We start from the raw sequence: 22,465 nt of genomic DNA, 5'->3' as shown, positions 1-22,465 counted from the left end.
CAGGCGGCCCGCGTTCACCGTCCGCGCAGCGCCGGGTGGTCGGCCACCACCGTGCTGGAGCCGGGGGCGATCTCCGTGAAGCCCGCGTCGCGGACCGTGGGGAGGCCGGCGGCCGTCAGGGCGGGCCAGTCGGCCGGGGCGGCGGTGCGGACCGCGAGGGGGAAGCCGGCGGCGTGCCAGGCCGTGCGGGCCTCGTCGGACAGTTCCCACCAGGCCAGCTGGGCGGCGTGACCGGCCTGCGCCATGGCCTTGCCGGCCGACATGCCGAGTCCGGGGTTGAGCCAGAGGACGGGGACCGCCGGGTCCGCGGGCGGTACGGGTTCGGGGTCGTCCAGGTCGGTACCGGAGACCTGGAGCCGGGCCAGGTCCTTGGGCCAGCCGTCCAGCGGCACCGGCGGGAAGACCCGGACCTCCGCGGACTTGCCGGTGACGGTGATGCCGTCCAGCGCCTCCGCGCGGCGCCACTCCGCACCGCGTGCCCGGCGCACCACCTTGCGGATCCGGGCGTCCTGCCAGTCGCGCATCGCCCGAGCCCACTCACCGTCACCCACCGACCGCTCGTCGGTCAGCATCGCCAGTACCGCGCGGGCCGCCGTCTCCAGGGCGTCCGTACGGGCCGGGGGCGCCGCCCGCTCGATGCGGACCACCAGCGGCAGGACGAACTGCGGCGCCTCGTCGCGGGCGCCGGGGTCGGGGCGGAAGGGGCTGTCGGCGGAAGACGTTCGGTTGTCGCTCACGAGGACAGTGTGCCAACCCGCGCGGGAGTGCCGTCAGCCCGAGCAGGACGTGCGTTCGGCCTCGCGCCACTCGCAGACCGGGCACATCGTGATGCCCTTGTACGACTCCGGGTACTCCGTCGGCTCCTGGCAGAGCACGCAGGCCGCGTACGGCGGGCCGTCGGCCTTCGGCGGCCGGGACGCGTCGATCAGGCAGTAGTCGTCGTCGGTGTCGCTCATGCCTCCAGCGTAGGACGGCTCAGCCCCGGCCGTCGGCCGCCGCGATCAGGTCCGACACCTTCACGAAGCGGTAGCCCCGGCGGCGCAGCTCCGGAACGGCCTCGCGTACGGCCCGTTCCGTCGTCGGGGCGGCGCTGCGGGTGCAGTGCAGCACGACCACCGAGCCGGGGCGTACGCCCTCCAGTACCTGAGCGGCCACCGCCTCCGCGTCCGTCGCGAACGCGTCGCCGCCCACCACGTCCCACTGCACGGCCGTCACCCCGGCCGGGGCCAGCGCCTTCAGCGCCGTACGGTCGTAACAGCCGCCGGGGAAACGGAAGTACGGCTTCGCGTCGGGCACGCCCACCTTCCGGAAGACGTCGTACGCCCGTTCCACGTCCGCCCGCATCCGGTCCGCGGGGACGGCCGGCAGGCCGTAGCAGTCCTCGGTGAACGCGTAGTGGCTGTAGGAGTGGTTGGCGACCTCGAAGAGCGGGTCCCGGCCGATGGAGCGGGCCTGGTCCGGGTACTCCTCGGCCCAGCGGCCCGTCATGAACACCGTCGCCGGCACTTTCAGCGCCCGCAGGGTCGTGATGAGCCGCGGATGGTCGAAGCGCTCGCCCGCCGCAGCCCTCGGCCCCTGGTCGGCGGTCATGTCGGCGTCGAAGGTGAGGGCGACGGTCCTGCCACCGGTGCGCGGCCCGTGCCGGAAGACCGGGGTGAGTCCGGACGGGCCCGGCGCGAGCGTGGGCGGCGCCGGGGGAGCGGAGGGCGCCGGGCGGGGCGGTGCCTGCGGGGCGGGGCGGGTGGTGCCGCAGGCGGCGAGCGCGGTGGCCAGGAGGCATACGGCGGCTGATCGGTGTACGAGAGTGATCACCGTATGACGATATGAGTGGTTTCTGTACGTTCCTGGGCTTGTAGGGCCGGTTCGGAGCCGGTCTCACCCGGGTGGGCGCCCGTCCCGGATCAGATGTCGCGCCGCTCCAGCGGTCGCGTCGCCGGGCCCTGGACGACCTTGCCGTCCGTGTCGAAGCGGGAGCCGTGACAGGGACACTCCCAGGCGCGCTCGGCCGCGTTGAAGGCGACCAGGCAGCCGAGGTGGGTACAGCGGGCGGAGACGGCGTGCAGGGTGCCGGCGTCGTCGCGGTACACCGCGAGCCGGCCGCCCTCGGTGCGCACCACCGCGCCCTCGCCCGGCGGCAGCGCCTCCGCCGGCGGTGCCGGACGCAGCCGGTCGCCGACGAAGTGTTTGGCCACCTGCGCCTGATGCTTGAGGAAGGACGGCGCCTCACGCACGGCGGAGGCCAGCCGGCGCGGGTCGTACAGCTCGCTCCACGCGCACTCCTCCCCGGTGATCCGCGCGGTGAGGAGCAGGCCGGCCATCATGCCCCCGCTCAGCCCCCAGCCGCCGAAACCGGTGGCGACGTAGGTGTGCCGGGCGCCCGGGTGCAGCGGGCCGACGAGCGGCACGGTGTCGGTGGGATCGTTGTCCTGCGTGGCCCAGGAGTGGGTGAGCTCCACGTCCGGGAAGTGGGTGCGGGCCCAGGCGGAGAGCCGGCCGAAGAGGGCGCGCGGGTCGCCCGTGCCCGGCGTGAAGTGCTCACCGGTGACCACGAGGAAGCGGCGGGAGCCGTCCTCGCCGTAGGGAGCCGTGCGCACCGAGCGGGTGTTCTCCTCCGGGGTGATGTACATCCCGCCCGGGTCCCGGCCGGCCGGGAGGGGACCCGCGACGACCAGCTCGCGGCGCGGGGAGAGGCGCGTGAACAGCAGCGCCCGGTCGAAGACCGGGTAGTGGGTGGCGACCACCACGTCCCGGGCCGTCACCGTCGTCCCGGCCGCCGTCGACAGCCGGCACGGCGTGCCCTCCTCCAGACCGGTGACGGTGGTGTCCTCGTGGACGCGCCCGCCGTGCGCGACGATGTCGCCGACCAGGGCCAGCAGGTACTTGCGCGGATGGAACTGCGCCTGCCCCGTCACCTCGACGGCGCCCGCGACCGGGAACGGCAGGCCCGTCTCGGTCACGAAGGAGGCCGGCAGCCCCGCCTCCCGCGCCGCCCGCGCCTCCGCGCGCAACTCCTCCACCCGGTCCGCGTCACGGACGTAGGTGTACGCGCTCCGGCGCTCCCACTCGCAGTCGACGCCGAGCTCCGCCACGACCCGGGCGGTGTGCTCGATCGCCTCGGACTGCGAACGGGCGTACAGCCGCGCGCCCTCGGCGCCCCGGGTCCGGCTCAGCTTGTCGTAGATCAGCGTGTGCAGGGCGGTGACCTTGGCCGTGGTGTGTCCGGTGACACCGGCCGCGACCCGCCCGGCCTCCAGCACCGCGACGGTCCTCCCGGCCCGCGCCAGCTCCCGGGCCGTGCACAGACCGGCGACGCCCGCGCCGATGACGGCCACGTCGACCTCGAGATCCCCGGTCGGTGCCGGGTATCGGCCGTCCGGTGCGGTCTCCAGCCAGTACGAGCCGCTGACCTGCTGGTTCTCCGTCATACGGGCTGAGTACCCGCGTGCGCCGGGTTCAGTGGCGCGACCCTCCCCTTGCGGGGCGGCCGGTACGGGATTAACGTACAACCAAATGGTTGTAGATGGATTGGACGAGACCGACGGCGTGGACCGGCTGTTCCATGCCCTGGCGGACGCGACGCGGCGGGACATACTCCGTCGCTGCGGCCGGGGTGAGCTGTCCGTGTCACGTCTGGCCGCGGCGTATCCGATGAGCTTCGCCGCGGTGCAGAAACACGTCACGGTGCTGGAGCGGGCCGGACTGGTCGGCAAGGAGCGGCGCGGACGGGAGCAGCTCGTACGCACCGACCCCGACGCGCTGGCCCGCGCCCGGCGGGCACTGGACGAACTGGAGTCGGCCTGGCGGGCCCGGGTGGACCGGATGTCCGGTCTGCTCACGGAGGCCGCCGGCCCCGGCACCCCTGCGAAAGGACCGGACCGATGACTGTCACCAGCGTGGACAAGGACGTCGACGCCCTCACCCTCACCCTCGTCGCCGACTTCGCCGCCCCCGTGGAGCGGGTGTGGCAGCTGTGGGCCGACCCCCGGCTGCTGGAGCGCTGGTGGGGGCCGCCGAGCTACCCGGCGACCTTCGAGGAGCACGACCTCACACCGGGCGGCGGCATGAAGTACCACATGACCGGCCCGGAGGGCGAGAAGTACGGCGGCTGGTGGCGGATCTCCTCGGTCACCCCGCCGACGGCCCTCGAGTTCACCGACGGCTTCTCCGACCAGGAGGGTAAGCCGAACCCGGAGATGCCGACCACCGAGGTACGGATGACGCTCACCGGCCACGGGGAGGGCACCCGGATGGAGCTGCGTTCCGTCTTCGACACCCGCGAGCAGATGGAGCAGCTGGCCGAGATGGGCATGGTGGAGGGGATGACCCAGGCCGTCGGCCAGATGGACGGCCTCCTCGCGAACTGAGTCCGGCGCCGGGGCGGAGGGCCTGCCGCCCTCCGCCCCGGTCGTCGTCGCCCCGCTACCTGCGCCAGGGGCCCGTCACGGCGAACGTCGTGCCGGGGGTGTAGCAGTTGACGTACATCGTGTCGCCGTCCGGGGAGAAGGTGACGCCGGCGAACTCGCCCCACTCCGGTTCCTCGGGCGTGCCGATGTTCTGCCTCCCGCGCGCCATCGCGTAGACCTCGCCGCGCCGGTTGACGCCGTAGACGTGCTGGGCGCCGTTGCCGTCCTCGCAGACCATCAGGCCGCCGCTGGGCGCGAGGCAGATGTTGTCCGGTGACTCGCCGGGCAGCTGTACGTCGGTGTCCGGGCCGAAGACGATCACCAGGGTGAGGCGGCGCCGGTCCGGGTCGTAGCGCCAGATCTGGCCGTAGTGGTCGGCCGCCGAGCCCTCGGCGCTGTGGGCGAACGACGAGACGAAGTAGACCGAGCTCCCGCCCCAGTAGCAGCCCTCCAGCTTCTGGGCGTGGGTGATGCCCTTCGCGCCGAAGTCCTGGTGGCGGATCGGGGTTTCGGCTGCCTGCGGGTCCGGTACGTCCACCCATTCGATGTGGTCGAAGCGGGCGCCGATCTCCTGGATCGAGGACAGGTCGGGCACCCCGGGCACCCGCATCGCCTGGAGCCGGCCGCCCGCGCGCAGCGAACCGGTGCCGCCCAGCGGCTTCTTCGGAAGGAAGCGGTAGAACAGGCCGAAGGGCCGCTCGAAGGCGTCCTCGGTCTCGTAGACCACGCCCCGCTTCGGGTCCACGGCGATCGCCTCGTGCTGGAAGCGGCCCATCGCGGTCAGCGGTACGGCGCCGGTACGGCGCGGGTCGGCGCCGTCGACCTCGAAGATGTAGCCGTGGTCCTTGGTGTAGCCGTTGGTGCCGGCCCGGTCCTCGGTCTCCTCGCAGGTCAGCCAGGTGTCCCAGGGGGTCGGCCCGCCCGCGCAGTTCACCGCCGTACCGGCGATCGCGACCCGCTCCGACAGCACCCGGTTGTGGTGGTCGAGGGTCAGCGCCGTACAGCCGCCCTTGCCCTGCGGGTCGTAGGTCAGACCCTCGATCACCGGCACGGGGACTCTGCCGCTCGCGCGGTTCTCATGGTTGCGGACCAGGTGGATACGGCCGTGGCGGCCGGCGAAGGCGGCCATGCCGTCGTGGTTGGAGGGGACCGGGCCCTCGCCGGAGCGCAGCGGGTCGCCCTCGCGGGAGAGCACCTTGTAGCGGAAGCCCTTCGGCAGGTCGAGCAGGCCGTCGGGGTCGGGGATCAGGGGGCCGTAGCCGGCGTGGCCGAGGTTCTGCGCGGCGGCGGTGCCGGTGAAGAGTTCGGAGAGGGCGCCGGTGAAGGCGATGCCGGCACCGAGGGCGCCGGAGCGGGCGAGCAGTTCACGTCGTGTCGCGGGGGAGCCGGTGGTGGACCCGGTTTCTGGCATGGGGAAACCTTCCTGTTGGCGGACAGGAACTGTGACCCGCCGTGTCTATCACCTGGTGCGGGTCACGGGAACCACGCGCGTAGCTCGTGTCACGCGCCGTCGGGCCTGTGGCCGGGTTCCACGGCGTGGTCCGGCTGCTGGGCGCGTTCCAGGAAGCGGAGGAGTTCGACGGGGAAGGGCAGGACGAGGGTGGAGTTCTTCTCGGCGGCCACGGCGACGATGGTCTGCAGCAGGCGGAGCTGGAGGGCGGAGGGGGTGTCCGACATCTGCTGGGCGGCCTCGGCGAGCTTTCTGGAGGCCTGGAGCTCGGCGTCGGCGTTGATGACGCGGGCGCGGCGTTCACGGTCGGCCTCGGCCTGGCGGGCCATGGAGCGCTTCATGGTGTCGGGGAGGGAGACGTCCTTGATCTCGACCCGGTCGATCTGGACGCCCCAGCCGATCGCGGGGCTGTCGATCATCAGCTCGAGGCCCTGGTTGAGTTTCTCGCGGTTGGAGAGGAGGTCGTCGAGGTCGCTCTTGCCGATGATCGACCTGAGCGAGGTCTGGGCCATCTGGGAGACGGCGAAGCGGTAGTCCTCGACGTTGATGATCGCCGCCGAGGCGTCCACGACCTTGAAGTAGACGACCGCGTCCACGCGCACGGTGACGTTGTCGCGGGTGATGCCTTCCTGGGCCGGCACCGGCATGGTGATGATCTGCAGGTTGACCTTGTGCAGGCGGTCCACGCCGGGGACGACGAGGGTGAAGCCGGGTGTGCGTACGTCGCCGTGGAGGCGGCCGAGGCGGAAGACGACGCCGCGTTCGTACTGTTTGACGACTCGGGCCGCTGCGACGAGGTAGGTGGCGGTGGCGGCGGCGGTCGCCGCGGCGGCGGTCAGGATTTCGTCGAGCATGTCGACCTCCCGGTCAGAGGTCTTCGGCTGCTATTGCAACGATATGCCCGGTGTTGTGGGTGGGGCCACGGTGGAAGGGTGCGTTTTCGCCCCCGCCGCACCTTCCCGTCCCGTCCCCGGGGGCTCCGCCCCCGGACCCCCGTTCCGCGCCCGCGCGGCGCAGCCGCAGATCGATACGGTCCCGCGCCCCTGCGGGGCCGCCGTCCCCGTGCTTCTTATGTGAGCCTTCCCGCGTCCCGGGCCAGTGCCGTCAGGCGGGAGATGGCTCGGAAGTACTTCTTGCGGTAGCCGCCGTTCAGCATCTCCTCGCTGAAGAGCCGGTCGAAGGGGAGGCCCGAGGCCAGGACCGGGATCTCGCGGTCGTAGAGGCGGTCCGCCAGGACGACGAGGCGCAGGGCCGTCGACTGGTCCGGGACCGGGCGTACGCCGGTGAGGCAGACCGCGCGGAGGCCGTCGGTCAGGGCGCCGTAGCGGCTGGGGTGGACCCGTGCGAGGTGGTCGAGGAGGTCGGGGAAGGTGTCCAGCGAGGCGCCCTCCACGGTGTGCGCCGTGCGGGTCACCACCTCGTCGGAGTGCGGGGCCGGAGCATCCGGCAGACCCCGGTGGCGGTAGTCCTCGCCGTCGATGCGCAGCGCGTGGAAGTGGGCCGACAGGCCCTGGATCTCCCGCAGGAAGTCGGCGGCGGCGAACCGGCCCTCGCCGAGCTTGCCCGGCAGCGTGTTCGAGGTGGCGGCGAGCGCCACACCGGCTTCGACCAGCTTCCCGAGCAGGGTGGAGACGAGCACGGTGTCGCCCGGGTCGTCCAGCTCGAACTCGTCGATGCACAGCAGCCGGTGCCCGGAGAGCGTCTTCACCGTCTGCTGGAAGCCGAGCGCGCCGACCAGGTTCGTCAGCTCCACGAACGTGCCGAACGCCTTGAGCGCGGGCTCGGCCGGGGTGGCGTGCCACAGGGAGGCCAGCAGGTGGGTCTTGCCGACGCCGTAACCGCCGTCGAGGTAGACACCGCGCGGACCTGCCGGGGTCCGCTTCGGCGCCTTGCCGAAGCCGAACAGCCTGCGCCGGCCCGGATCGCCGCCCGCCCCGCCGGTCAGGCCCGCCGCGAAGCCCTCGAGGACGCCCACGGCCTCGGTCTGGCTCGGCCGGCCCGGGTCCGGGATGTACGTGGAGAAGCGGACCGAGTCGAACCGCGGCGGCGGCACCATCTCGGCGACGAGCCGGTCCGCGGGCACGCGCGGTTCACGCGCGCACAGCGAGAGCGGGGCCACGTCGGCTATCGGACCGGGACGGGAAGCGGCGGAGGAGGACGACACGGTCCCCCATGCTACGGGCCGTGGAACACTGCCTGACATGCGACGCCTGTTCCCCGTGACCGATGTGACCGACGAGACGGCCGTTCGTGAGTGGGGGCTCGCCGAGCTCGCCGCCGCCTATGCCCATCCCGGTGGGGGGCGGGAGCCGTGGCTGCGGGCCAACATGGTGTCCACGCTCGACGGGGCCGCCCAGCACGACGGACGTTCGCAGCCCCTCTCCCACCCGGCCGACATGCGGATCTTCGGCGTGCTGCGGGCCCTCGCCGACGTCGTGGTCGTCGGCGCGCAGACCGTACGGCAGGAGGGCTACCGTCCGGCACGCGCGCGTGCGGAGTTCGCCGCCGCGCGGGAGGCCGCCGGACAGGGGCCCGCGCCCGTGATCGCCGTGGTGACGGCGAGCCTGGACCTGGACTTCTCGCTGCCGCTGTTCACCTCCCCCCTCGTGCCGACGCTGCTGCTGACCGGCGCCGCCGCCGCCCCGGACCGGGTCGCCGCCGCCGAGGCGGCGGGCGCCCGGGTGGTCGTCGCGGGGGAGGGGACCGCGGTGGACCCCGCGCGGGCGGTACGGGCCCTCGCCGACCTCGGACACACCCGGCTGCTGACCGAGGGCGGGCCGCGACTGCTCGGCGAGCTGATCGCGGCCGGGGTACTGGACGAGATCTGTCTGACCCTCGCACCGATACTCACCGCGGGTGACGCTCAGCGCATTGCCGGTGGACCCTCAGTAACACTTCCGCGGCGTTTCACGCTGAAGTCGATGTTGGAGGAGGACGGTTTCCTGTTCACGCGCTACCAGCGGTCCTGACGTCCGGGGCGGGCGCCCGATGGGGGCCGCTTGTCCGGTGATCGGCGGAACACATCGGTCCGGCCGGTGCGGGAAGAGGGAACACTGAATCCGGCAGTACCCGTGCGCACACGCGGGGCAGGATGGTTTCCCCGGGGGCCCGGCGCGGCCCGCGGAGCGGAGAGGGGGCCCGCGGGTCCTCCGAGGAGAAGGGGCGCGTGGTGTTCACCAGCGTATTGATGATCGAGAAGGCCCTGACGTCCGCCGACGTGGATTTCGTCACCACCTTGCACGGCGACGAGCCGGTCTCCTTCCATGTGCTGCTCCAGCCACGCGGCGAACAGGCCGACCGGCTGCTGAGAGCCATCGACGACGTCGCACTCGGCGAGATCGACGAGGCCGCCCGCGAGGGCGAGACCCCCGAGGGCGAGGACGCCCAGGACATGGGGGAGCAGGCCCTGGAGGTGTCCCTGCGGGCGCTGCGCGCCACCGGCGACACGGCGGACGGCCGGCTCATCGCCGACCACCCGCTGGACGCGCTCAGGGCCATGGTCGAGGAGGTCGGCGCGGACGAGGTGATCGTCCTGACCGATCCGCACTACGTGGAGGAGTTCTTCCACCGCGACTGGGCCTCCCGGGCCCGCCACAAGGTCGGGGTGCCGGTGCTGAAACTCTTCTCCCACAGCAAGGCATAGGCTGGGGCGGCGCGCTCCCGGCTCTCCCCGGCTTTCCCCGGTTCGTCCGGCGAGGGCGCGAAGACCGCCGTCCCGCTCGTCGTACCACTGGGAGAACACGCATGGCACCCGGCCTTCCTACCGCCATGGACCGACCGCACTTCATCGGCATCGGCGGCGCCGGGATGTCGGGCATCGCCAAGATCCTCGCCCAGCGCGGCGCGAAGGTGGCCGGCAGCGACGCCAGGGACTCCGCCACCGCCGACGCCCTGCGCGCCCTCGGCGCGACCGTGCACATCGGGCACGCCGCCGCGCACCTCGCCGACGACGCGAGCTGTGTCGTCGTATCGTCCGCGATCCGCGAGGACAACCCCGAACTGGTGCGGGCGGCCGAGCTCGGTGTCCCGGTGGTGCACCGCTCCGACGCCCTCGCCGCCCTGATGGACGGCCTGCGCCCGATCGCGGTGGCCGGCACCCACGGCAAGACCACCACCACCTCCATGCTGGCGGTCTCCCTCACCGCGCTGGGCCGCGAGCCGTCGTACGCGATCGGCGGCGACCTGGACGCCCCCGGCTCCAACGCGCTGCACGGCACGGGCGAGATCTTCGTCGCCGAGGCGGACGAATCGGACCGCAGCTTCCACACGTACGCGCCCGAGGTCGCGATCATCCTCAACGTGGAGCTGGACCACCACGCCAACTACGCGTCCATGGAGGAGATCCACGAGTCCTTCTCGACGTTCGTCGGCCGGATCGTGCCCGGCGGCACCCTGGTGATCTCCGCGGACCACGAGGGCGCCCGCGAGCTGACCCGGCGGCTGGACGGATCGGTGCGCACCGTGACGTACGGCGAGTCCGACGACGCCGACGTCCGGGTGCTGTCGGTCGTCCCGCAGGGGCTGAAGAGCGAGGTGACCGTCGAGTTCGACGGCGCCCCGCTCACGTTCACCGTGTCCGTGCCCGGCCGGCACTACGCGCACAATGCGGTGGCCGCGCTCGCCGCCGGCGTGGCGCTCGGCATCCCCGCCACCGAGCTGGCGCCCGCGCTGGCCGCGTACACCGGTGTGAAGCGGCGCCTGCAGCTCAAGGGCGAGGCGGCCGGCGTCCAGGTCGTCGACTCCTACGCGCACCACCCGACCGAGATGACCGCCGACCTGGAGGCGATGCGCTCCGCCGCCGGCGACGGCCGTATCCTCGTCGTCTTCCAGCCCCACCTGTTCTCCCGCACCCGCGAGCTGGGCAAGGAGATGGGGCAGTCGCTGTCCCTGGCCGACGCGTCGGTGGTCCTCGGCATCTACCCGGCCCGCGAGGACCCGATCCCCGGCGTCACCAGCGAGCTGATCGTCGAAGCGGCGCGGGCGGCCGGGGCCGACGTCACCGCCGTCCACGACAAGGCGGAGATCCCCGAGGTGGTCGCGGGAATGGCGAAGCCCGGTGATCTGGTTCTCACCATGGGAGCGGGCGATGTCACCGACCTCGGCCCGCGGATCCTGGACCGTCTGACGAAGTAAGGGGTTCGAGTCTCATGACGTACGACGTCGAGAAGCCGGACGAGGAGTGGCGCGCGGAACTGTCTCCGTCCGAGTACGCCGTTCTGCGCCAGGCGGCCACGGAACCCGCCTTCACCGGTGAGTACACCGACACGAAGACGACGGGCGTCTACTCCTGTCGCGCCTGCGGTGCCGAGCTGTTCACCTCGGGCACCAAGTTCGAGTCGCACTGCGGCTGGCCGTCCTTCTACGACCCGAAGGACACCGAGGCCGTGGAGCTGATCGAGGACCGCACGCACGGCATGGTCCGCACCGAGGTGCGGTGTGCCCGCTGCGGTTCCCACCTCGGGCACGTGTTCGAGGGTGAGGGCTATGCGACGCCCACGGACCAGCGGTACTGCATCAACAGCATCTCGCTGACGCTGCGGCCCACCGAGGGCTGACCGGAGCAGGGCTGACCGGAGCCGGCGGGCGGACCCGCCGGCACCGGGCACGTCATGGTGCCGGCGGACGGGCCGGGAGAGCGCACCGCTCCTGCGGGCCGGCCCGCCGGGTATCACCGCACGCGCGCCCCGGCCGCCGCTGCGGGGAGTCCCAGAACCGCGGGCAGCAGCAGGTGCGCGGGCACGGGCCCGCGGCGTCCGCGATGCGGCTCGCAGGGGGCCGGACCGGCCGAGTCGTACACGACGTACGGGACCGGCCCGTCGGTGTGCGCCCGCAGCTCGGTCGAGGTCACATGGTCGGGTATCCAGAGCAGTTTCCAGCGGCCGGTGGCGGCCAGGTACCTGGTCAGGCCGTCGAGGATCTGACGGTCCCAGGCCTCCAGCGCGGCGGTCTTCGCCCGGAGGTCACCGGCGTGCCCGGCCTCATCGGTCGCCGCGACGTGGACGACCACCACGTCCGCCCCCGAGCGGTACGCGGCGATCGCCGTATCGCGTTTCGCGGCGTAATCGGTGTCGTACCAGCCGGTCGCCCCCGGCGCGTCGAGCACGGTCAGCCCGGCCGCGACCGCCGTCCCCCGTGCCACGTGGACGGCTCCCACGAGTGCTCCCCCGACTCCGTACCGGTGCCGGAAGGCGGGAAGCCGGAGCGGCGTGCCCTGGCCCCACAGCCAGATCTGGTTCGCCGCCATGGGCAGCGGGTCGAGCACGGTGCGCGAGGCGGCCATCACACGGCTGAGCGCGGCCGCGCCCGGACCGCGGGGGGCGGGCGCGACACGGCCGACGGTGTCGTGCGGCGGTACGCACACGGCGCCGCCCCAGGCGCGTGGCGCCACCATCAGGTTGCGGTAGCCGAGACCCGCGTGGAACGTCGCCTCACCACCGAGGCGGTCCTGCAGCAGTCGGACGGCCTGCCGTGCCAGGTCCGGCGGCGGGTGACCGCCCGAGAAGTCGACCATGGTGCCGTCGTCGTCGACCGTCACCAGATTGGCCCGGAACACCGTCCGGCCGGCACGCACCGGGACGCCCAGCGACGCGGCTTCCAGGGGCGCGCGGCCGGTGTGGTGAACGGCGGGGTCGTAGCCGAGGATCGCCATGATGCCCACGTCCGACGCGGCCGGCATGCCGGTGGGTATCGTGCGTGCCTCGCCCCGTCGTCCGGCCAGGGCGAGAGCGGACAGGACGGGCATGGAGGCGACCTCGAGAGGGGTGCGTCCGCCGAGCGCGGACGACGGATCGTCCGCGGCGCCGTCGGGAATGCACACGAGATACCGGCACCGGCCGCCCGCCCGCCGGCTCCCCTCGTCCGGGCCACGCGCCTCGGCCCGGTCTCCGTTCCCCGCCGCGCCCTGCCTCATGGGGTCCAGTTCTTCCAGCCCGCGTCGCCGGAAACCGCGACGATGCCCTCGGCCAGGTCCAGTTCGTCGGCGAGGTCCAGGGCGGCGCTCACGACGGCACCCGTCTGCGGCCCGCACAGCAGCCCCGCCGCGGTGACCTGCCGAAGGGTCCTCGCAGCGGATGCGCTGGTCACCTTCGGCCAATGGCCGACGAGGGCGCCCGCGCGCAACTCCCGGATGAAGGGCGTGCGGTAGTCGCCGTCGTCGAAGGCGCCCACGCCGGGCAGCCTGCTGCCGGACACGCTGCTCACGGCGGCCAGCGCGGCAGGGTGTCCGGCGGCGCGGACGGCGCGTGCGACGCCGAGCACGGTACCGCCCGAACCGAGCGATCCGACGATCAGCCGGGCGTCGGGGTACTGGCTGAGGAGCTCAGGTCCGGTTCCGTGCTCGTGCGCGGCAGGGTTGTGCGGGCTGTGCAGCTGGTCCAGGAAGCAGTACGCCCGGTGACCTCCCGTCAGGAGACGCAGACACTTCCGGTAACCGTCGTAGGTGTACGGACCCTCGTCGTTGACGATGACCGATCCGCCGAAGTGCTCGATCATCTGTCTTTTCGCCTCGGTGATGGTGTCGTTGCACACCACATGGACATCGACGCCGAGCGCCCGGCCGTACGTGGCGAGCGCGCCGGCCATGTTCCCGCTGGAGGCATCGAGGAGCACGTGCCCGGGCCGCAGCCGCTCCTCCCGGATCGCCGCCTTGATCATGGAGACGGCCGCCCGGTCCTTGACGCTGCCACTCGGGTTGAGCCCCTCCAGTTTGATGTGGACGCGGACGGCGCGTCCGGCCGGAGTGGTCAGAGTGACGGCTACGAGAGGAGTGTTGCCCAGGGCCTGGAAGGGGCCGGGCAGCTTGTCGGGATGCCACGTCGTCAAAGGCGGTCTCCTCGGTCGTCGGCCTGCCGTGGACGTGTCACGGGATCAGCGGATGAATCGTTTGGCGACGAGATACAGGAGGTACGAGAGGACGACGACCGCCGCGCTGCTCAGGACGAGCACGAGCACCCGGTACATCGACCACTCGATGATCCCGGCGTTCAGGGACGAGTCGACGATGTCACGCATCACGGCGACGACGGCGACCGCGAACACGGCGGCGGTGAAGGAACGGGTGGCCCTGCGCTCCGCGATTCCCACACGCAGCGCGGCATGCTGCACGACCCACTCCAGATTCGTCTCCTTGGTCTGCCATACGGACGCCATGTGTTCCGCGACGAGGATCAGGTCGAGGAACTCCTGACGGACCGGGGCGGTGGTCTCGGGATGGTTCTCCAGTTGGTTGCGCAGGGTCTGCACCGCGATCTCCAAGCGCGAACGCGCGGTCCTGCTGCCGTCGATGCGCGAGTTGGCCAGGACGGACAGCCGCTCGACCTGGTCGACACCGCCGGTGGTGGCGGCCTCGCGCAGCGCCTTCGCCTCGCGGTCCAGGGCCCGGAACTGCGCCGTCGTGGAATAGACGAACCGGCGGCAGGCCGCGATCAGGAGCAGTGGCCGTATCTGGTCGAGCGTGAGCGGACCGTCCGGGATCACTCCCGCGTCCGCCGCGTATACGCCCAGCGTGTCTCCGTGCACGGCGCCCAGTACGCCGGCCCTGCCGACCTCCACGGCCCCCGCCAGCACATCCGAGTGGAGCGCGGTCCAGCTGGCGAGGACTTCCATGTAGCGGGCGTGTGCCCATTCGGTCAGCCGACCGAGGACCGATCGCCGGTCGACGCCGGTGCCGAGCTCACCGAGGTGGCCCGTGATGAAGAGGTGTCCGTCCGTGGCCAGCGTGAAGCTGAGTTCACGGCAGATCAGACCGTCGATGTCACAACGCCGTCCGGGCCAGTGCAGCGTTCCGTCCGCGTGGCGTACGAGTCGGCCGGGACCCCAGGAGAGCCGGCCGTTGACCTCGGCGATCTCGTCGATGTGCATCCGCGTCCGGGGCACCCAGCAGGACAACGCGAAGGTGTGCCGTGCCCGGTACCCGCCCTCGCCGGAGTCGCGCGACACATCCCCTCCCCGTGTCCCCCGATGTGTCAACGGCAGTATGCGAGCGCCCGGTCCACGGCACAAGACAGCCTCACGGCCCTCGGCCGACGTGGCGGCCGGCCCGCCGGAATCCCGCCACTCCCGCTATTCTCCCGTGAGATACGTCCAGTTCCCGGCCGCCACCTCCACCCCGTGCTCGGCTGCCTGCGCACGCCTCTCGCGGCGTCGCCCGCCGGGCACGCGCATCCGCGTCCGGCCGGCGCCCAGCGCCGCGACGTACGCCTCCGTCCGGCTTTCGGCGTCCACTCCGAACGCCTTCGGATCGAACCCGATGATCACGTGCCCGAGCCGTGGCGGCGGTCCGTCCGGCGTGAACACCGAGGACGCCTCGCCGGGCAGGTCGGACACGGTGAGAGCGGCCACCAGCACGTCGGCCAGCATCGCGAGGACCACACCCTTGTCGCCGCCGATCGCCTCGAGGGTGCCGCGCATGGCCGCAGCCGCATCGGTGGTGGCCTCCCCGTGTTCGTCGCGCGCCCAGCCGAGCGGGATGGGCTCCCCGTGTTCCGCCGCGGCGGCGATACGGCCCCGGGCCGTGACCGCGGGGGCGAGGTCGACGACCACCGGGTCGTCGCCCCGGCGCGGCACCGCCACCGACACCGGAGGATTGCCCAGGAGCGCCGCCGCGCCCCCGATGGGCGCGATGGCCCCGAAGGTGCTGCTCAGCGCCATTCCGACATGGCCGGCAGCCGCCAACCGCTCGGTGTAGCGCCCCGCCACACCGAAATGATGGGACCGGGAAACGGCCGCCACGGCCATCGGTGACGACTCCAGGGCCTCGATCACGGCCTCCGTCGCCGCGGCCGCCGCCGCATACCCGAGTCCGTGTTCCGCGTCGATCAGACGCAGGACCTCCCCCTTCGCGACGGGTGTGAACAGCGCGGCGCCGTTGATCTTCCCGCTGCGCAACTGCTCGGCCAACGGGCGTACCCGGACCAGCCCGTGGGACACGATGCCCGACGCCTCGGCGTACACGACGGCCTCCGCGGTCACCGAGGCCGAACGGGCGGAGGCCCCCGCACGCGTCAGTTTCCCGGCGACCGCCTCGGTCAGCTCCGCGACCGCAACACGCATATGACACCCCGTCCGCATCTGATCCCGGCTCGTCACGCCCCGCCTACGATAGGGGTGTACCGCACAGTACTTTCTGCCGTCCGAGCCAGTTCGCGCCCTTCACCTGGAGGATGCGCCATCACCTCCGTCCTGATACCCGCAGCGGCGGTCGTCCTCGTGGGCGCGGTCAGCCAGCGGATGACCGGTCTCGGGTTCGCCCTGATCGCCGCACCGCTGCTGACCCTGATGAGCGGTCCGTACCAGGGGATCGTGCTGGCGAACCTGCTCGCCCTGCTCGTCGCGGGCTCCGTGCTCGCCGTGTCGTGGCGTGAGGTGGAGCCGCGGCGGGCCGCCGCCCTGGTCCCGTTCGGACTGCTCGGGGTGCTTCCCGGAGTCTGGGTGGCCAGGACCCTCTCAGCCGGGCCGCTCCAGACCGTGATCGGCCTGCTGACGCTGCTGGGCCTGGCCGGCGCCATCTGGAGGGTGGTCCGGAACTCCCGGGCGGACCGTGTCGCCGGGCGCGACCGGACCACCGGAGGCGGTCGCGCGGAGGGTTTCGGGACGGGCCGGCCCGTTCCGGGGGAGCCTGCCGCCGCGCACGGTCCGAAAAGCGCCCCCTGCGGTGACCCGAGCCCGCATCCCGCCCTCACGAGCCTGGCCGGAGCCGCCTCCGGCTTCATGACCGCCACCGCGGGCGTCGGGGGCCCCGCGCTCACCGTTTACGCCCTGGCCACCGCCTGGCGGCAGGCGGGCTTCGCCGCGACCGCCCAGCTCAACTTCGCCGGCCAGGCGGCCCTGGCACTCGTTCTCAAGGATGGCCAGGAACTGCCCGACCCCGTGGAGTGCGCGGTCCTTTTCGCGGCCGTCGGCATCGGTCTCGCCCTCGGCCACGTCCTGGCCGGCCGCGTCCCCGACAAGGCGGCCCACCGCGCGGTGATCGTCATCGCGGTGGCGGGAGCACTGGCGACGACGGTGAAGGGCGCTCTCCTGTGGTGAGGCCGCTCCCTCACCGGGCGTGGTCCGCCGATGCGTCCCCAGCACGGCGCCGGCCGGGGGCGCGTGCCCGAGCGGACGGCGGGCGCCTCGATCGGCCCGGCCGCGGTGAAGCACCCGCGGGCTCTCGCGCTCAGCCCGTGGAACCGCCTGTGGCCGGTGCGCCGGCGTACGGCTTCTGCGCGCCGGGCTCCGTGTCCGGCGCCGCCCGTCCGTCGTGGCCGGTTCACCAGCCGGTGAGCAGCAGGTGGTTCAGCAGCAGTGCGAGGACCGCCTGGCCGGCCAGCCAGGCGCGCGGGCCGGGCAGGAAGGCGGCCGCCGGGAGCAGCCAGAAGGCGAACGGCAGCCAGATCCGCTCCGTCTCCGCCTTGCTCATCCCGGACAGATCGGCGATCAGCAGGGCGAGGAGCGCGGACGCCACGAGCACCGCGAGCCGGGCGCCGGCACCCCGGTCCCCGAACGCGCCCGCGGCCCTGCGCAGCCCGGCCACCGTCGCCGGGCCGGTGATCAGCACCGTGCAGGCGAGGTTCGCCCACACCCAGTACCCGTACGGCCGTACCCCGCCCGCACCCTGGTAGTAGCGGGTGACGAGCAGGCGGTACGCCTCCCACCAGTCGAAGCCCAGCACGGCGAAGACCACCGGCACCACCAGGAACCCGGCGACCAGCCAGGGCAGCACCCGCAGCCGCCGCCTGCCCAGCAGCAGTACCGCCGCGCCGATGACCGCGAACAGGGTCAGCCCGTAGGACAGATACACGGTGAGCCCGAACAGCAGTCCCGAGCCGAGGCCGGTCCACGCGGGGCGGTGTCCGGTCACGGCGAGGGCGAGCAGCGCGACGGCCCAGGCGGTCACCGCCGTGAAATAGCCGTCGGCGGACGCGCCCGCCCACACCGCGGCCGGGGCCAGGACGAGGAAGGGCGCGGCACGGCGGGCGAGCGACTCGTCGGCGAGCCGGCGTACGGCGATCAGGACCGCGACCGCCGCCGTGGTGCCGACGGTGATGACGAACGCGCCCGCCCAGCCGCCGCCGCCCAGCCCGATCCGGTCCAGCAGGACGAAGGTGAGGGTGGCGCCCGGCGGATGCCCGGCGACATGCGCGGGCCAGTTGTCCGGACTGTCGAGGAGGATGTGTCCGTCGAAGTCCCGCAGCGCGGCCGGGATGTCACCGAAACGGTCGATGACCCGCAGATATTCGTGTTTGCCGGTCAGTCGCCCGGCGACACCCCGCGACCAGCCGTCGACGAGGGCGAGCGACCAGGTCCATGCCAGGGACGCCCCCCATGTGGCGAGCAGCAGGGGCCGCCAGGACAGCCGGGCGGCCAGGGCGGGCCCGTACGCCACGACGGCCGCGGCGACCACCACCGCGGCCGGGGTGCCCGGACCCGTGTGTGGCATCCAGTCGCCCACCAGCGGCGGCCAGTTCACGTACAGCGTGCCGTGACGGTCCTGGATCCGGGTGCCGATCAGGGCGGCGGCGAGGACGAGCAGGGCGGCGGCCCCGACGGCGGACAGATCACGGGCGAGCCCGCCGCGAGGGGCGGTACGGCCGCGGGGGACGGTACGGGGGAGATCGCGGTTCACGCCGCCACGCTAGGCCGCCGGAGCGGCGCCGACCGGCTGACGAGGGCGGACGTCAGCGTTTCGTCATCGCTCACGCACCCCCTCCCGGGGTGGCGCGGTTCTACGGTCGGGACATGGCTCGGTCATTCCTCCCCACCGTTCCCGCGCGCGGCCCCTTCGCGCCGGACTTCTGGCGCAGCCCGCTGCGCGGTCCCTGGTTCACCTCGGTGCTCGGCGTGGTCCTCCTCGGCGGCGTCACGATCCTGTTCGTGACGGGACTGCTGTCGTACGCCGCGTACAACCCGGACCTCGCGCGGGTGAACGACAAGACCCCCGGCAAGGGGCTCCTCGGCTTCTACCTCTTCCCCTGGCCCACCGACCCGCCCTGGCTCTACCGGCTCACCCAGGGCGTCCACGTCACGCTCGGCCTGGTGCTCGTCCCGGTGCTGCTGGCCAAGCTGTGGTCGGTCGTGCCCAGGTTGTTCACGCTGCCCCCGGCCCGCTCGCTCACCCACGCGCTGGAGCGGATCTCGCTGCTGCTCCTGGTCGGCGGGGCGCTGTTCCAGTTCACCACGGGCATCCTCAACGTCCAGCTCGACTACGTCTTCCCCGGCTCCTTCTACCCACTGCACTTCTACGGCGCCTGGGTGTTCATCGGGGCGTTCGTCGCCCACACGGTGCTGAAGGCGCCGACGGCGATGCGGAACCTGCGCCACATGCGGAACGTGCGGGACGGCGGTGAGGAGCTGGTCGCTCCCCGTCCCGATCCGCCGACGGTCTCGCGGCGCGGGGCGCTCGGGCTGGTCGGCGGCGGTTCGCTGCTGCTGTTCGCCACCTCCGCCGGGCGCAGCTTCGACGGACCGCTGCGCGAGACCGCCGTCCTCACCCCGCACGGCGGCCCCGAACCCGGTAGCGGTCCGGGGGGCTTCCAGATCAACAAGACGGCCGCGTACGCCGGAATCCGCACCGCCGAGACGACCGAGGAGGCGTGGCGGCTGGTCGTCACCGGGCCCGCCGGCACCGTACGGCTCAGCAGGGCCGACCTGCTCGGACTGCCGCTGCACAGCGCGGCCCTGCCCATCGCCTGCGTGGAGGGCTGGTCCACCTCCGACCAGTGGTGGCGGGGGGTACGGCTGCGGGATCTCGCGGCGCTCGCCGGTCACCGGGAGCCGGTGGACGTGTTCGTGGAGTCGCTGCAGCGTCGTGGCGCGTTCCGGCGGGGTGCGCTGCGGGCCAATCAGGTGGCCGATCCGCGTTCCCTGCTCGCCCTGTTCGTCAACGGCGAGGAACTGACCCCCGATCACGGCTATCCGGCCCGGATCATCGTGCCCGCGGCGCCCGGTGTGCTCAACACCAAGTGGGTCGCCCGGCTGACCTTCGGTGCGCTGTGAAGCCGGCCGTGCTGGTGTGTTCGTTCGTTCTCTGCGTGTACGCGGGGGTACGGCTGCTCGACGGGGACTGGTTCCTGGTCGCGCTGTGGTTCGTGGGGGCGGCGGTGGTCCACGATCTGGTGCTGCTGCCGTTGTACGCGGGGGCCGACCGTGTGCTGGTGAAGGGGGCGGGGCGGTGGGTCAACCACGTGCGGGTGCCGGCGGCGCTGTCGGGGTTGTTGCTGCTGGTGTGGTTTCCGCTGATCAGCGGGCGGGTGTCGGAGCGGTACGCCGGCGTCGCGGGACAGTCCGCGCAGGGGTACGCGGAGCGGTGGCTGATCATCACGGCTGTGCTGTTCGTGGGGTCGGCGGTGGTGTTCGCGGTGCGGCGGAGGAGGGGGTGACGGCGGGTTGGTTTCGCCCCCGCCGCCCCTTCCCGTCCCGTCCCGTCCCCGGGGGCGCTGCCCCCGGACCCCCCGCTCCTCAAACGCCGGAGGGGCTAAAACCAGCCCCTCCGGCGTTTGAGGAGCGGGGTCTGGGGCGGAGCCCCAGGTTGGGAAGGGAAGGGGCGGCGGGGGCGAAGAACCCCTCCTACTCCCCCCGCAGCGCCACGAACACCCGCCCCTCAGCCGACCACTGGTCGTCCACCCGCCACCCCGCGCCCCGCGCGTAGCGGACCAGCGCCGTCCCCCCGACCCGCGCCCACGCAAACGCCGCCCCGGGCGGACGACGTCCATCGGTCACCCGCACCAGCACGCGTTCGTCGACCTCCGGACGCGGAACCGCCTCGGCGATCAGCAGACCACCCGGCGCCACCAGCCGGCCGAGCCGGCGCAGCAGCGCCACCGGATCGCCCCCGATACCGACGTTGCCGTCCAGCAGCAGCGCCGTACCCCAGCGCCCCACCCCCGGCAGCGGATCGAAGACGGACCGGCGCAACGCCTGCCCGCCACGCCCGACGGTCCGCGCCACCGCGGCCTCGCTGACGTCGATCCCCAGCGCGCGACGCCCCTCGGCGGCCAGTGCTGCGACCAGCCGCCCCGGTCCGCACCCCACGTCCAGCACCGAGCCCTCGCAGCGCCCCAGCACCTCCAGGTCCGCCGCGTCGGCCTCCGCGCACCAGCGCTCCACGTCCAGCGGCAGCAGCCGGCCGTCGGCGCGGCGCAGGAACAGCGGCCCCCGGCCGGCGCGCAGGGCGTCGGCGTAGGGGTCGGCCGACCAGGCCCGCTCGGCGGCGGGGGCCGTCCGCTGGTGTCCGACGCGCGCTGCCGCCCGCGTCCCGCTCACCGGTGGGCCGCCGTCAGCCGGGCCAGCCGCGCCGCGAACCGCCCGCCGGGCGCCGCGGCGGCGACCAGCGTGGCGTCGTACGCCGTGTCCACGTCCCGCAGCAGCGGCAGTTCGCGGACCCGCAGCCCCGAGAGCCGTCGCCGCTGCGCGGCCCCGGTCTCCGGTACCGACATGGGAACCCCGCGCAGCAGCGCCGGATCGGGTTCGGCCAGGCCCAGTGCCCAGAAGCCGCCGTCCTCGGCGGGGCCGAAGTAGGCGTCGCAGTCATCGAAGTCCACGGTGAGCAGCTCCGGGGTCACCTGGGGCGTGTCCATGCCGATGAGGAGGGCGGGGCCGTCGCACCCGGCGAACGCGGCGGCCAGCCGCTCGTCGAGCCCGCCCGCGCACTGCGGTACGACCTCGATGCCCGCCGGCAGCCAGTGTCCCGGCGTCCCGTCCAGCACCAGTACCCGGCGCCGCGCGGGCGTCCGCGCCACCACGTCCAGGGTGTCCGCGAGCGCGGCCTCGGCGAGTCCCGCCGCCTCCCCGGGGGTGAACGGCGGGGTCAGCCTGGTCTTCACCCGGCCGGCACGGGGCTCCTTGGCGATGACGAGCAGCGTCACGGAAGGAACGGTGGTCATGAGGCCGCCCCTTCCTGGAGTACGCGGCTCATGTCCCGTACCGCCTGGAGGGTGCCGCGCCAGGTTCCGGTGACCTTGGAGGCTCCGGTGCGCGGCGCGTACACGACGTCGTGCTCGGTGACCCGCCAGCCGGCGTCGGCGGCGCGGACCACCATCTGCAGCGGGTAGCCGCTGCGCCGGTCCGTCAGGTCCAGGGCGAGCAGTTCCTCGCGCCGGGCCGCCCGCAGCGGTCCGAGGTCGCGCAGCCGCAGTCCGGTACGGCGGCGCAGCAGCCGGGACAGGGCGAGGTTGCCCGCGCGGGCGTGCGCCGGCCAGGCGCCGCGCCCCCGCGGCCGCCGCCGGCCCAGGACCAGGTCCGCCTCGCCGGACCACACCTCGCGCACGAACGGCACCAGGTCCGCCGGGTCGAGGGAGGCGTCGCAGTCGCAGAAGCAGACGATGTCGGCGGTGGCGGCGGTCAGCCCGGCGTGGCAGGCGGCGCCGAAACCGCGCCGTTCCTCGTGCACGACGCTCGCGCCGAGCTCACGGGCGATGCGGTCGGAGCCGTCCGTGGAGCCGTTGTCCACGACGAGGGCGCGCCAGCCGGGCGGCACGCGTTCCAGCACCCACGGCAGCGCCGCGGCCTCGTCGAGACAGGGGAGGACGACGTCCACGGACGGCGGGCCCGGTTCTGGGGCGGGGGAGGAGGTGGTCACGGCTCTCACCCTACGAACACGAAAAGGACATACCGGGCATCGGCTCCTTACGGAACG

Annotated in this window: 24 protein-coding genes; 9 read left to right on the top strand and 15 right to left on the bottom strand. The window is 73.2% G+C overall.

Annotated elements, in window-relative coordinates; genetic code table 11:
• Positions 1 to 14: 14 nt before the first annotated feature.
• The 4 genes from IF28_RS0101495 to IF28_RS0101480 all read right to left on the bottom strand — a co-directional run bounded on the left by IF28_RS0101495 (position 15) and on the right by IF28_RS0101480 (position 3,425).
• Complete coding sequence (locus tag IF28_RS0101495) at positions 15 to 737, bottom strand: aminoacyl-tRNA hydrolase (protein WP_030212593.1); 723 nt, start codon at positions 735 to 737, stop codon at positions 15 to 17.
• Between the two features lie 33 nt (positions 738 to 770).
• Positions 771 to 956: a hypothetical protein gene (locus IF28_RS0101490; RefSeq protein ID WP_030212591.1), complete on the bottom strand. Its 186-nt coding sequence runs from the start codon at positions 954 to 956 to the stop codon at positions 771 to 773.
• Positions 957 to 975: 19 nt separating this feature from the next.
• Positions 976 to 1,812, bottom strand: coding sequence for a polysaccharide deacetylase family protein (locus IF28_RS0101485; protein WP_030212589.1), 837 nt, complete (start codon positions 1,810 to 1,812; stop codon positions 976 to 978).
• Positions 1,813 to 1,901: 89 nt separating this feature from the next.
• Entirely contained in the window at positions 1,902 to 3,425 is a 1,524-nt protein-coding gene (locus tag IF28_RS0101480; protein WP_030212586.1) for an FAD-dependent oxidoreductase, read from the bottom strand.
• An 85-nt stretch (positions 3,426 to 3,510) separates the two neighbouring features.
• On the opposite strand from IF28_RS0101480, the gene IF28_RS0101475 reads away from it, so the two are divergent.
• Positions 3,511 to 3,882, top strand: a complete 372-nt coding sequence (locus IF28_RS0101475; RefSeq protein WP_030212583.1) for an ArsR/SmtB family transcription factor — start codon at positions 3,511 to 3,513, stop codon at positions 3,880 to 3,882.
• Positions 3,879 to 4,364, top strand: a complete 486-nt coding sequence (locus IF28_RS0101470) for an SRPBCC family protein (protein ID WP_030212580.1) — start codon at positions 3,879 to 3,881, stop codon at positions 4,362 to 4,364. The genes IF28_RS0101475 and IF28_RS0101470 overlap by 4 nt, the downstream gene beginning before the upstream one ends.
• Before the next feature lie 55 nt (positions 4,365 to 4,419).
• Here IF28_RS0101470 and IF28_RS0101465 read toward each other — a convergent pair whose 3' ends face one another.
• The 3 genes from IF28_RS0101465 to zapE form a co-directional block, all read right to left on the bottom strand.
• Positions 4,420 to 5,814: a PhoX family protein gene (locus IF28_RS0101465; protein ID WP_030212577.1), complete on the bottom strand. Its 1,395-nt coding sequence runs from the start codon at positions 5,812 to 5,814 to the stop codon at positions 4,420 to 4,422.
• Positions 5,815 to 5,903: 89 nt separating this feature from the next.
• Positions 5,904 to 6,707, bottom strand: a complete 804-nt coding sequence (locus IF28_RS0101460) for a slipin family protein (protein WP_037892298.1) — start codon at positions 6,705 to 6,707, stop codon at positions 5,904 to 5,906.
• A 215-nt stretch (positions 6,708 to 6,922) separates the two neighbouring features.
• The gene (gene zapE / locus IF28_RS0101455) at positions 6,923 to 8,017 is read right to left on the bottom strand and encodes a cell division protein ZapE (protein WP_030212570.1); all 1,095 of its coding nucleotides are present in this window, start codon (positions 8,015 to 8,017) and stop codon (positions 6,923 to 6,925) included.
• A 37-nt stretch (positions 8,018 to 8,054) separates the two neighbouring features.
• Here zapE and IF28_RS0101450 point away from each other — a divergent pair, with 37 nt between their 5' ends.
• From IF28_RS0101450 to msrB, 4 genes are all read left to right on the top strand, one after another.
• The gene (locus IF28_RS0101450) at positions 8,055 to 8,822 is read left to right on the top strand and encodes a pyrimidine reductase family protein (RefSeq protein WP_030212568.1); all 768 of its coding nucleotides are present in this window, start codon (positions 8,055 to 8,057) and stop codon (positions 8,820 to 8,822) included.
• A 200-nt stretch (positions 8,823 to 9,022) separates the two neighbouring features.
• Entirely contained in the window at positions 9,023 to 9,496 is a 474-nt protein-coding gene (locus IF28_RS0101445) for a hypothetical protein (RefSeq protein WP_030212565.1), read from the top strand.
• A 101-nt stretch (positions 9,497 to 9,597) separates the two neighbouring features.
• On the top strand, positions 9,598 to 10,986 hold the full coding sequence (murC, locus tag IF28_RS0101440; protein WP_030212562.1) for a UDP-N-acetylmuramate--L-alanine ligase: 1,389 nt from the start codon (positions 9,598 to 9,600) through the stop codon (positions 10,984 to 10,986).
• Between the two features lie 14 nt (positions 10,987 to 11,000).
• Positions 11,001 to 11,408, top strand: a complete 408-nt coding sequence (gene msrB, locus IF28_RS0101435) for a peptide-methionine (R)-S-oxide reductase MsrB (protein ID WP_030212559.1) — start codon at positions 11,001 to 11,003, stop codon at positions 11,406 to 11,408.
• Between the two features lie 113 nt (positions 11,409 to 11,521).
• On the opposite strand, the gene apgM is transcribed toward msrB, so the two are convergent.
• From apgM to IF28_RS0101415, 4 genes are all read right to left on the bottom strand, one after another.
• Positions 11,522 to 12,763, bottom strand: a complete 1,242-nt coding sequence (gene apgM / locus IF28_RS0101430) for a 2,3-bisphosphoglycerate-independent phosphoglycerate mutase (protein WP_051713562.1) — start codon at positions 12,761 to 12,763, stop codon at positions 11,522 to 11,524.
• On the bottom strand, positions 12,760 to 13,674 hold the full coding sequence (locus tag IF28_RS0101425) for a PLP-dependent cysteine synthase family protein (protein ID WP_030212554.1): 915 nt from the start codon (positions 13,672 to 13,674) through the stop codon (positions 12,760 to 12,762). Before IF28_RS0101425 ends, apgM begins: the two co-directional genes overlap by 4 nt.
• 45 nt (positions 13,675 to 13,719) lie before the next feature.
• Positions 13,720 to 14,790: a hypothetical protein gene (locus IF28_RS0101420; protein ID WP_030212552.1), complete on the bottom strand. Its 1,071-nt coding sequence runs from the start codon at positions 14,788 to 14,790 to the stop codon at positions 13,720 to 13,722.
• A 123-nt stretch (positions 14,791 to 14,913) separates the two neighbouring features.
• The gene (locus IF28_RS0101415; protein WP_051713561.1) at positions 14,914 to 15,903 is read right to left on the bottom strand and encodes an Ldh family oxidoreductase; all 990 of its coding nucleotides are present in this window, start codon (positions 15,901 to 15,903) and stop codon (positions 14,914 to 14,916) included.
• Here IF28_RS0101415 and IF28_RS35970 point away from each other — a divergent pair, their 5' ends adjacent.
• On the top strand, positions 15,904 to 16,878 hold the full coding sequence (locus IF28_RS35970; RefSeq protein WP_078620795.1) for a sulfite exporter TauE/SafE family protein: 975 nt from the start codon (positions 15,904 to 15,906) through the stop codon (positions 16,876 to 16,878).
• A 223-nt stretch (positions 16,879 to 17,101) separates the two neighbouring features.
• On the opposite strand, the gene IF28_RS0101400 is transcribed toward IF28_RS35970, so the two are convergent.
• Positions 17,102 to 18,457, bottom strand: a complete 1,356-nt coding sequence (locus IF28_RS0101400) for a hypothetical protein (protein WP_051713560.1) — start codon at positions 18,455 to 18,457, stop codon at positions 17,102 to 17,104.
• A 113-nt stretch (positions 18,458 to 18,570) separates the two neighbouring features.
• On the opposite strand from IF28_RS0101400, the gene IF28_RS0101395 reads away from it, so the two are divergent.
• Both IF28_RS0101395 and IF28_RS0101390 read left to right on the top strand, forming a co-directional pair.
• Positions 18,571 to 19,827: a molybdopterin-dependent oxidoreductase gene (locus tag IF28_RS0101395; RefSeq protein WP_030212543.1), complete on the top strand. Its 1,257-nt coding sequence runs from the start codon at positions 18,571 to 18,573 to the stop codon at positions 19,825 to 19,827.
• Positions 19,794 to 20,210: a hypothetical protein gene (locus IF28_RS0101390; protein WP_030212540.1), complete on the top strand. Its 417-nt coding sequence runs from the start codon at positions 19,794 to 19,796 to the stop codon at positions 20,208 to 20,210. The genes IF28_RS0101395 and IF28_RS0101390 overlap by 34 nt, the downstream gene beginning before the upstream one ends.
• A 187-nt stretch (positions 20,211 to 20,397) precedes the next feature.
• On the opposite strand, the gene IF28_RS0101385 is transcribed toward IF28_RS0101390, so the two are convergent.
• From IF28_RS0101385 to IF28_RS0101375, 3 genes are read right to left on the bottom strand one after another with little or no spacing between them, the layout of a single operon-like run.
• On the bottom strand, positions 20,398 to 21,093 hold the full coding sequence (locus IF28_RS0101385; RefSeq protein ID WP_037892292.1) for a class I SAM-dependent methyltransferase: 696 nt from the start codon (positions 21,091 to 21,093) through the stop codon (positions 20,398 to 20,400).
• On the bottom strand, positions 21,090 to 21,713 hold the full coding sequence (locus IF28_RS0101380; protein WP_030212530.1) for a TIGR04282 family arsenosugar biosynthesis glycosyltransferase: 624 nt from the start codon (positions 21,711 to 21,713) through the stop codon (positions 21,090 to 21,092). The genes IF28_RS0101385 and IF28_RS0101380 overlap by 4 nt, the downstream gene beginning before the upstream one ends.
• Positions 21,710 to 22,417, bottom strand: a complete 708-nt coding sequence (locus tag IF28_RS0101375) for a glycosyltransferase family 2 protein (RefSeq protein WP_030212526.1) — start codon at positions 22,415 to 22,417, stop codon at positions 21,710 to 21,712. The genes IF28_RS0101380 and IF28_RS0101375 overlap by 4 nt, the downstream gene beginning before the upstream one ends.
• Positions 22,418 to 22,465: the final 48 nt, after the last annotated feature.

The organism is Streptomyces sp. NRRL WC-3626 (assembly GCF_000718785.1).
Lineage (GTDB): Bacteria > Actinomycetota > Actinomycetes > Streptomycetales > Streptomycetaceae > Streptomyces > Streptomyces edwardsiae.
The sequence above is the reverse complement of the archived record's forward strand: the minus strand, read 5'-3'. Positions and strand labels throughout refer to the sequence as shown.

Coding starts and splice junctions, on each gene's coding strand:
- IF28_RS0101490 (WP_030212591.1), bottom strand. CDS start 956: ATGAGCGACACCGACGACGACTACTGCCTGATCGACGCGTCCCGGCCG.
- IF28_RS0101450 (WP_030212568.1), top strand. CDS start 8,055: ATGCGACGCCTGTTCCCCGTGACCGATGTGACCGACGAGACGGCCGTT.
- IF28_RS35970 (WP_078620795.1), top strand. CDS start 15,904: ATGACACCCCGTCCGCATCTGATCCCGGCTCGTCACGCCCCGCCTACG.
- msrB (WP_030212559.1), top strand. CDS start 11,001: ATGACGTACGACGTCGAGAAGCCGGACGAGGAGTGGCGCGCGGAACTG.
- apgM (WP_051713562.1), bottom strand. CDS start 12,763: ATGAGGCAGGGCGCGGCGGGGAACGGAGACCGGGCCGAGGCGCGTGGC.
- IF28_RS0101415 (WP_051713561.1), bottom strand. CDS start 15,903: ATGCGTGTTGCGGTCGCGGAGCTGACCGAGGCGGTCGCCGGGAAACTG.
- IF28_RS0101380 (WP_030212530.1), bottom strand. CDS start 21,713: ATGACCACCGTTCCTTCCGTGACGCTGCTCGTCATCGCCAAGGAGCCC.
- IF28_RS0101480 (WP_030212586.1), bottom strand. CDS start 3,425: ATGACGGAGAACCAGCAGGTCAGCGGCTCGTACTGGCTGGAGACCGCA.
- IF28_RS0101460 (WP_037892298.1), bottom strand. CDS start 6,707: ATGCTCGACGAAATCCTGACCGCCGCCGCGGCGACCGCCGCCGCCACC.
- IF28_RS0101395 (WP_030212543.1), top strand. CDS start 18,571: ATGGCTCGGTCATTCCTCCCCACCGTTCCCGCGCGCGGCCCCTTCGCG.
- IF28_RS0101465 (WP_030212577.1), bottom strand. CDS start 5,814: ATGCCAGAAACCGGGTCCACCACCGGCTCCCCCGCGACACGACGTGAA.
- murC (WP_030212562.1), top strand. CDS start 9,598: ATGGCACCCGGCCTTCCTACCGCCATGGACCGACCGCACTTCATCGGC.
- IF28_RS0101470 (WP_030212580.1), top strand. CDS start 3,879: ATGACTGTCACCAGCGTGGACAAGGACGTCGACGCCCTCACCCTCACC.
- IF28_RS0101475 (WP_030212583.1), top strand. CDS start 3,511: ATGGTTGTAGATGGATTGGACGAGACCGACGGCGTGGACCGGCTGTTC.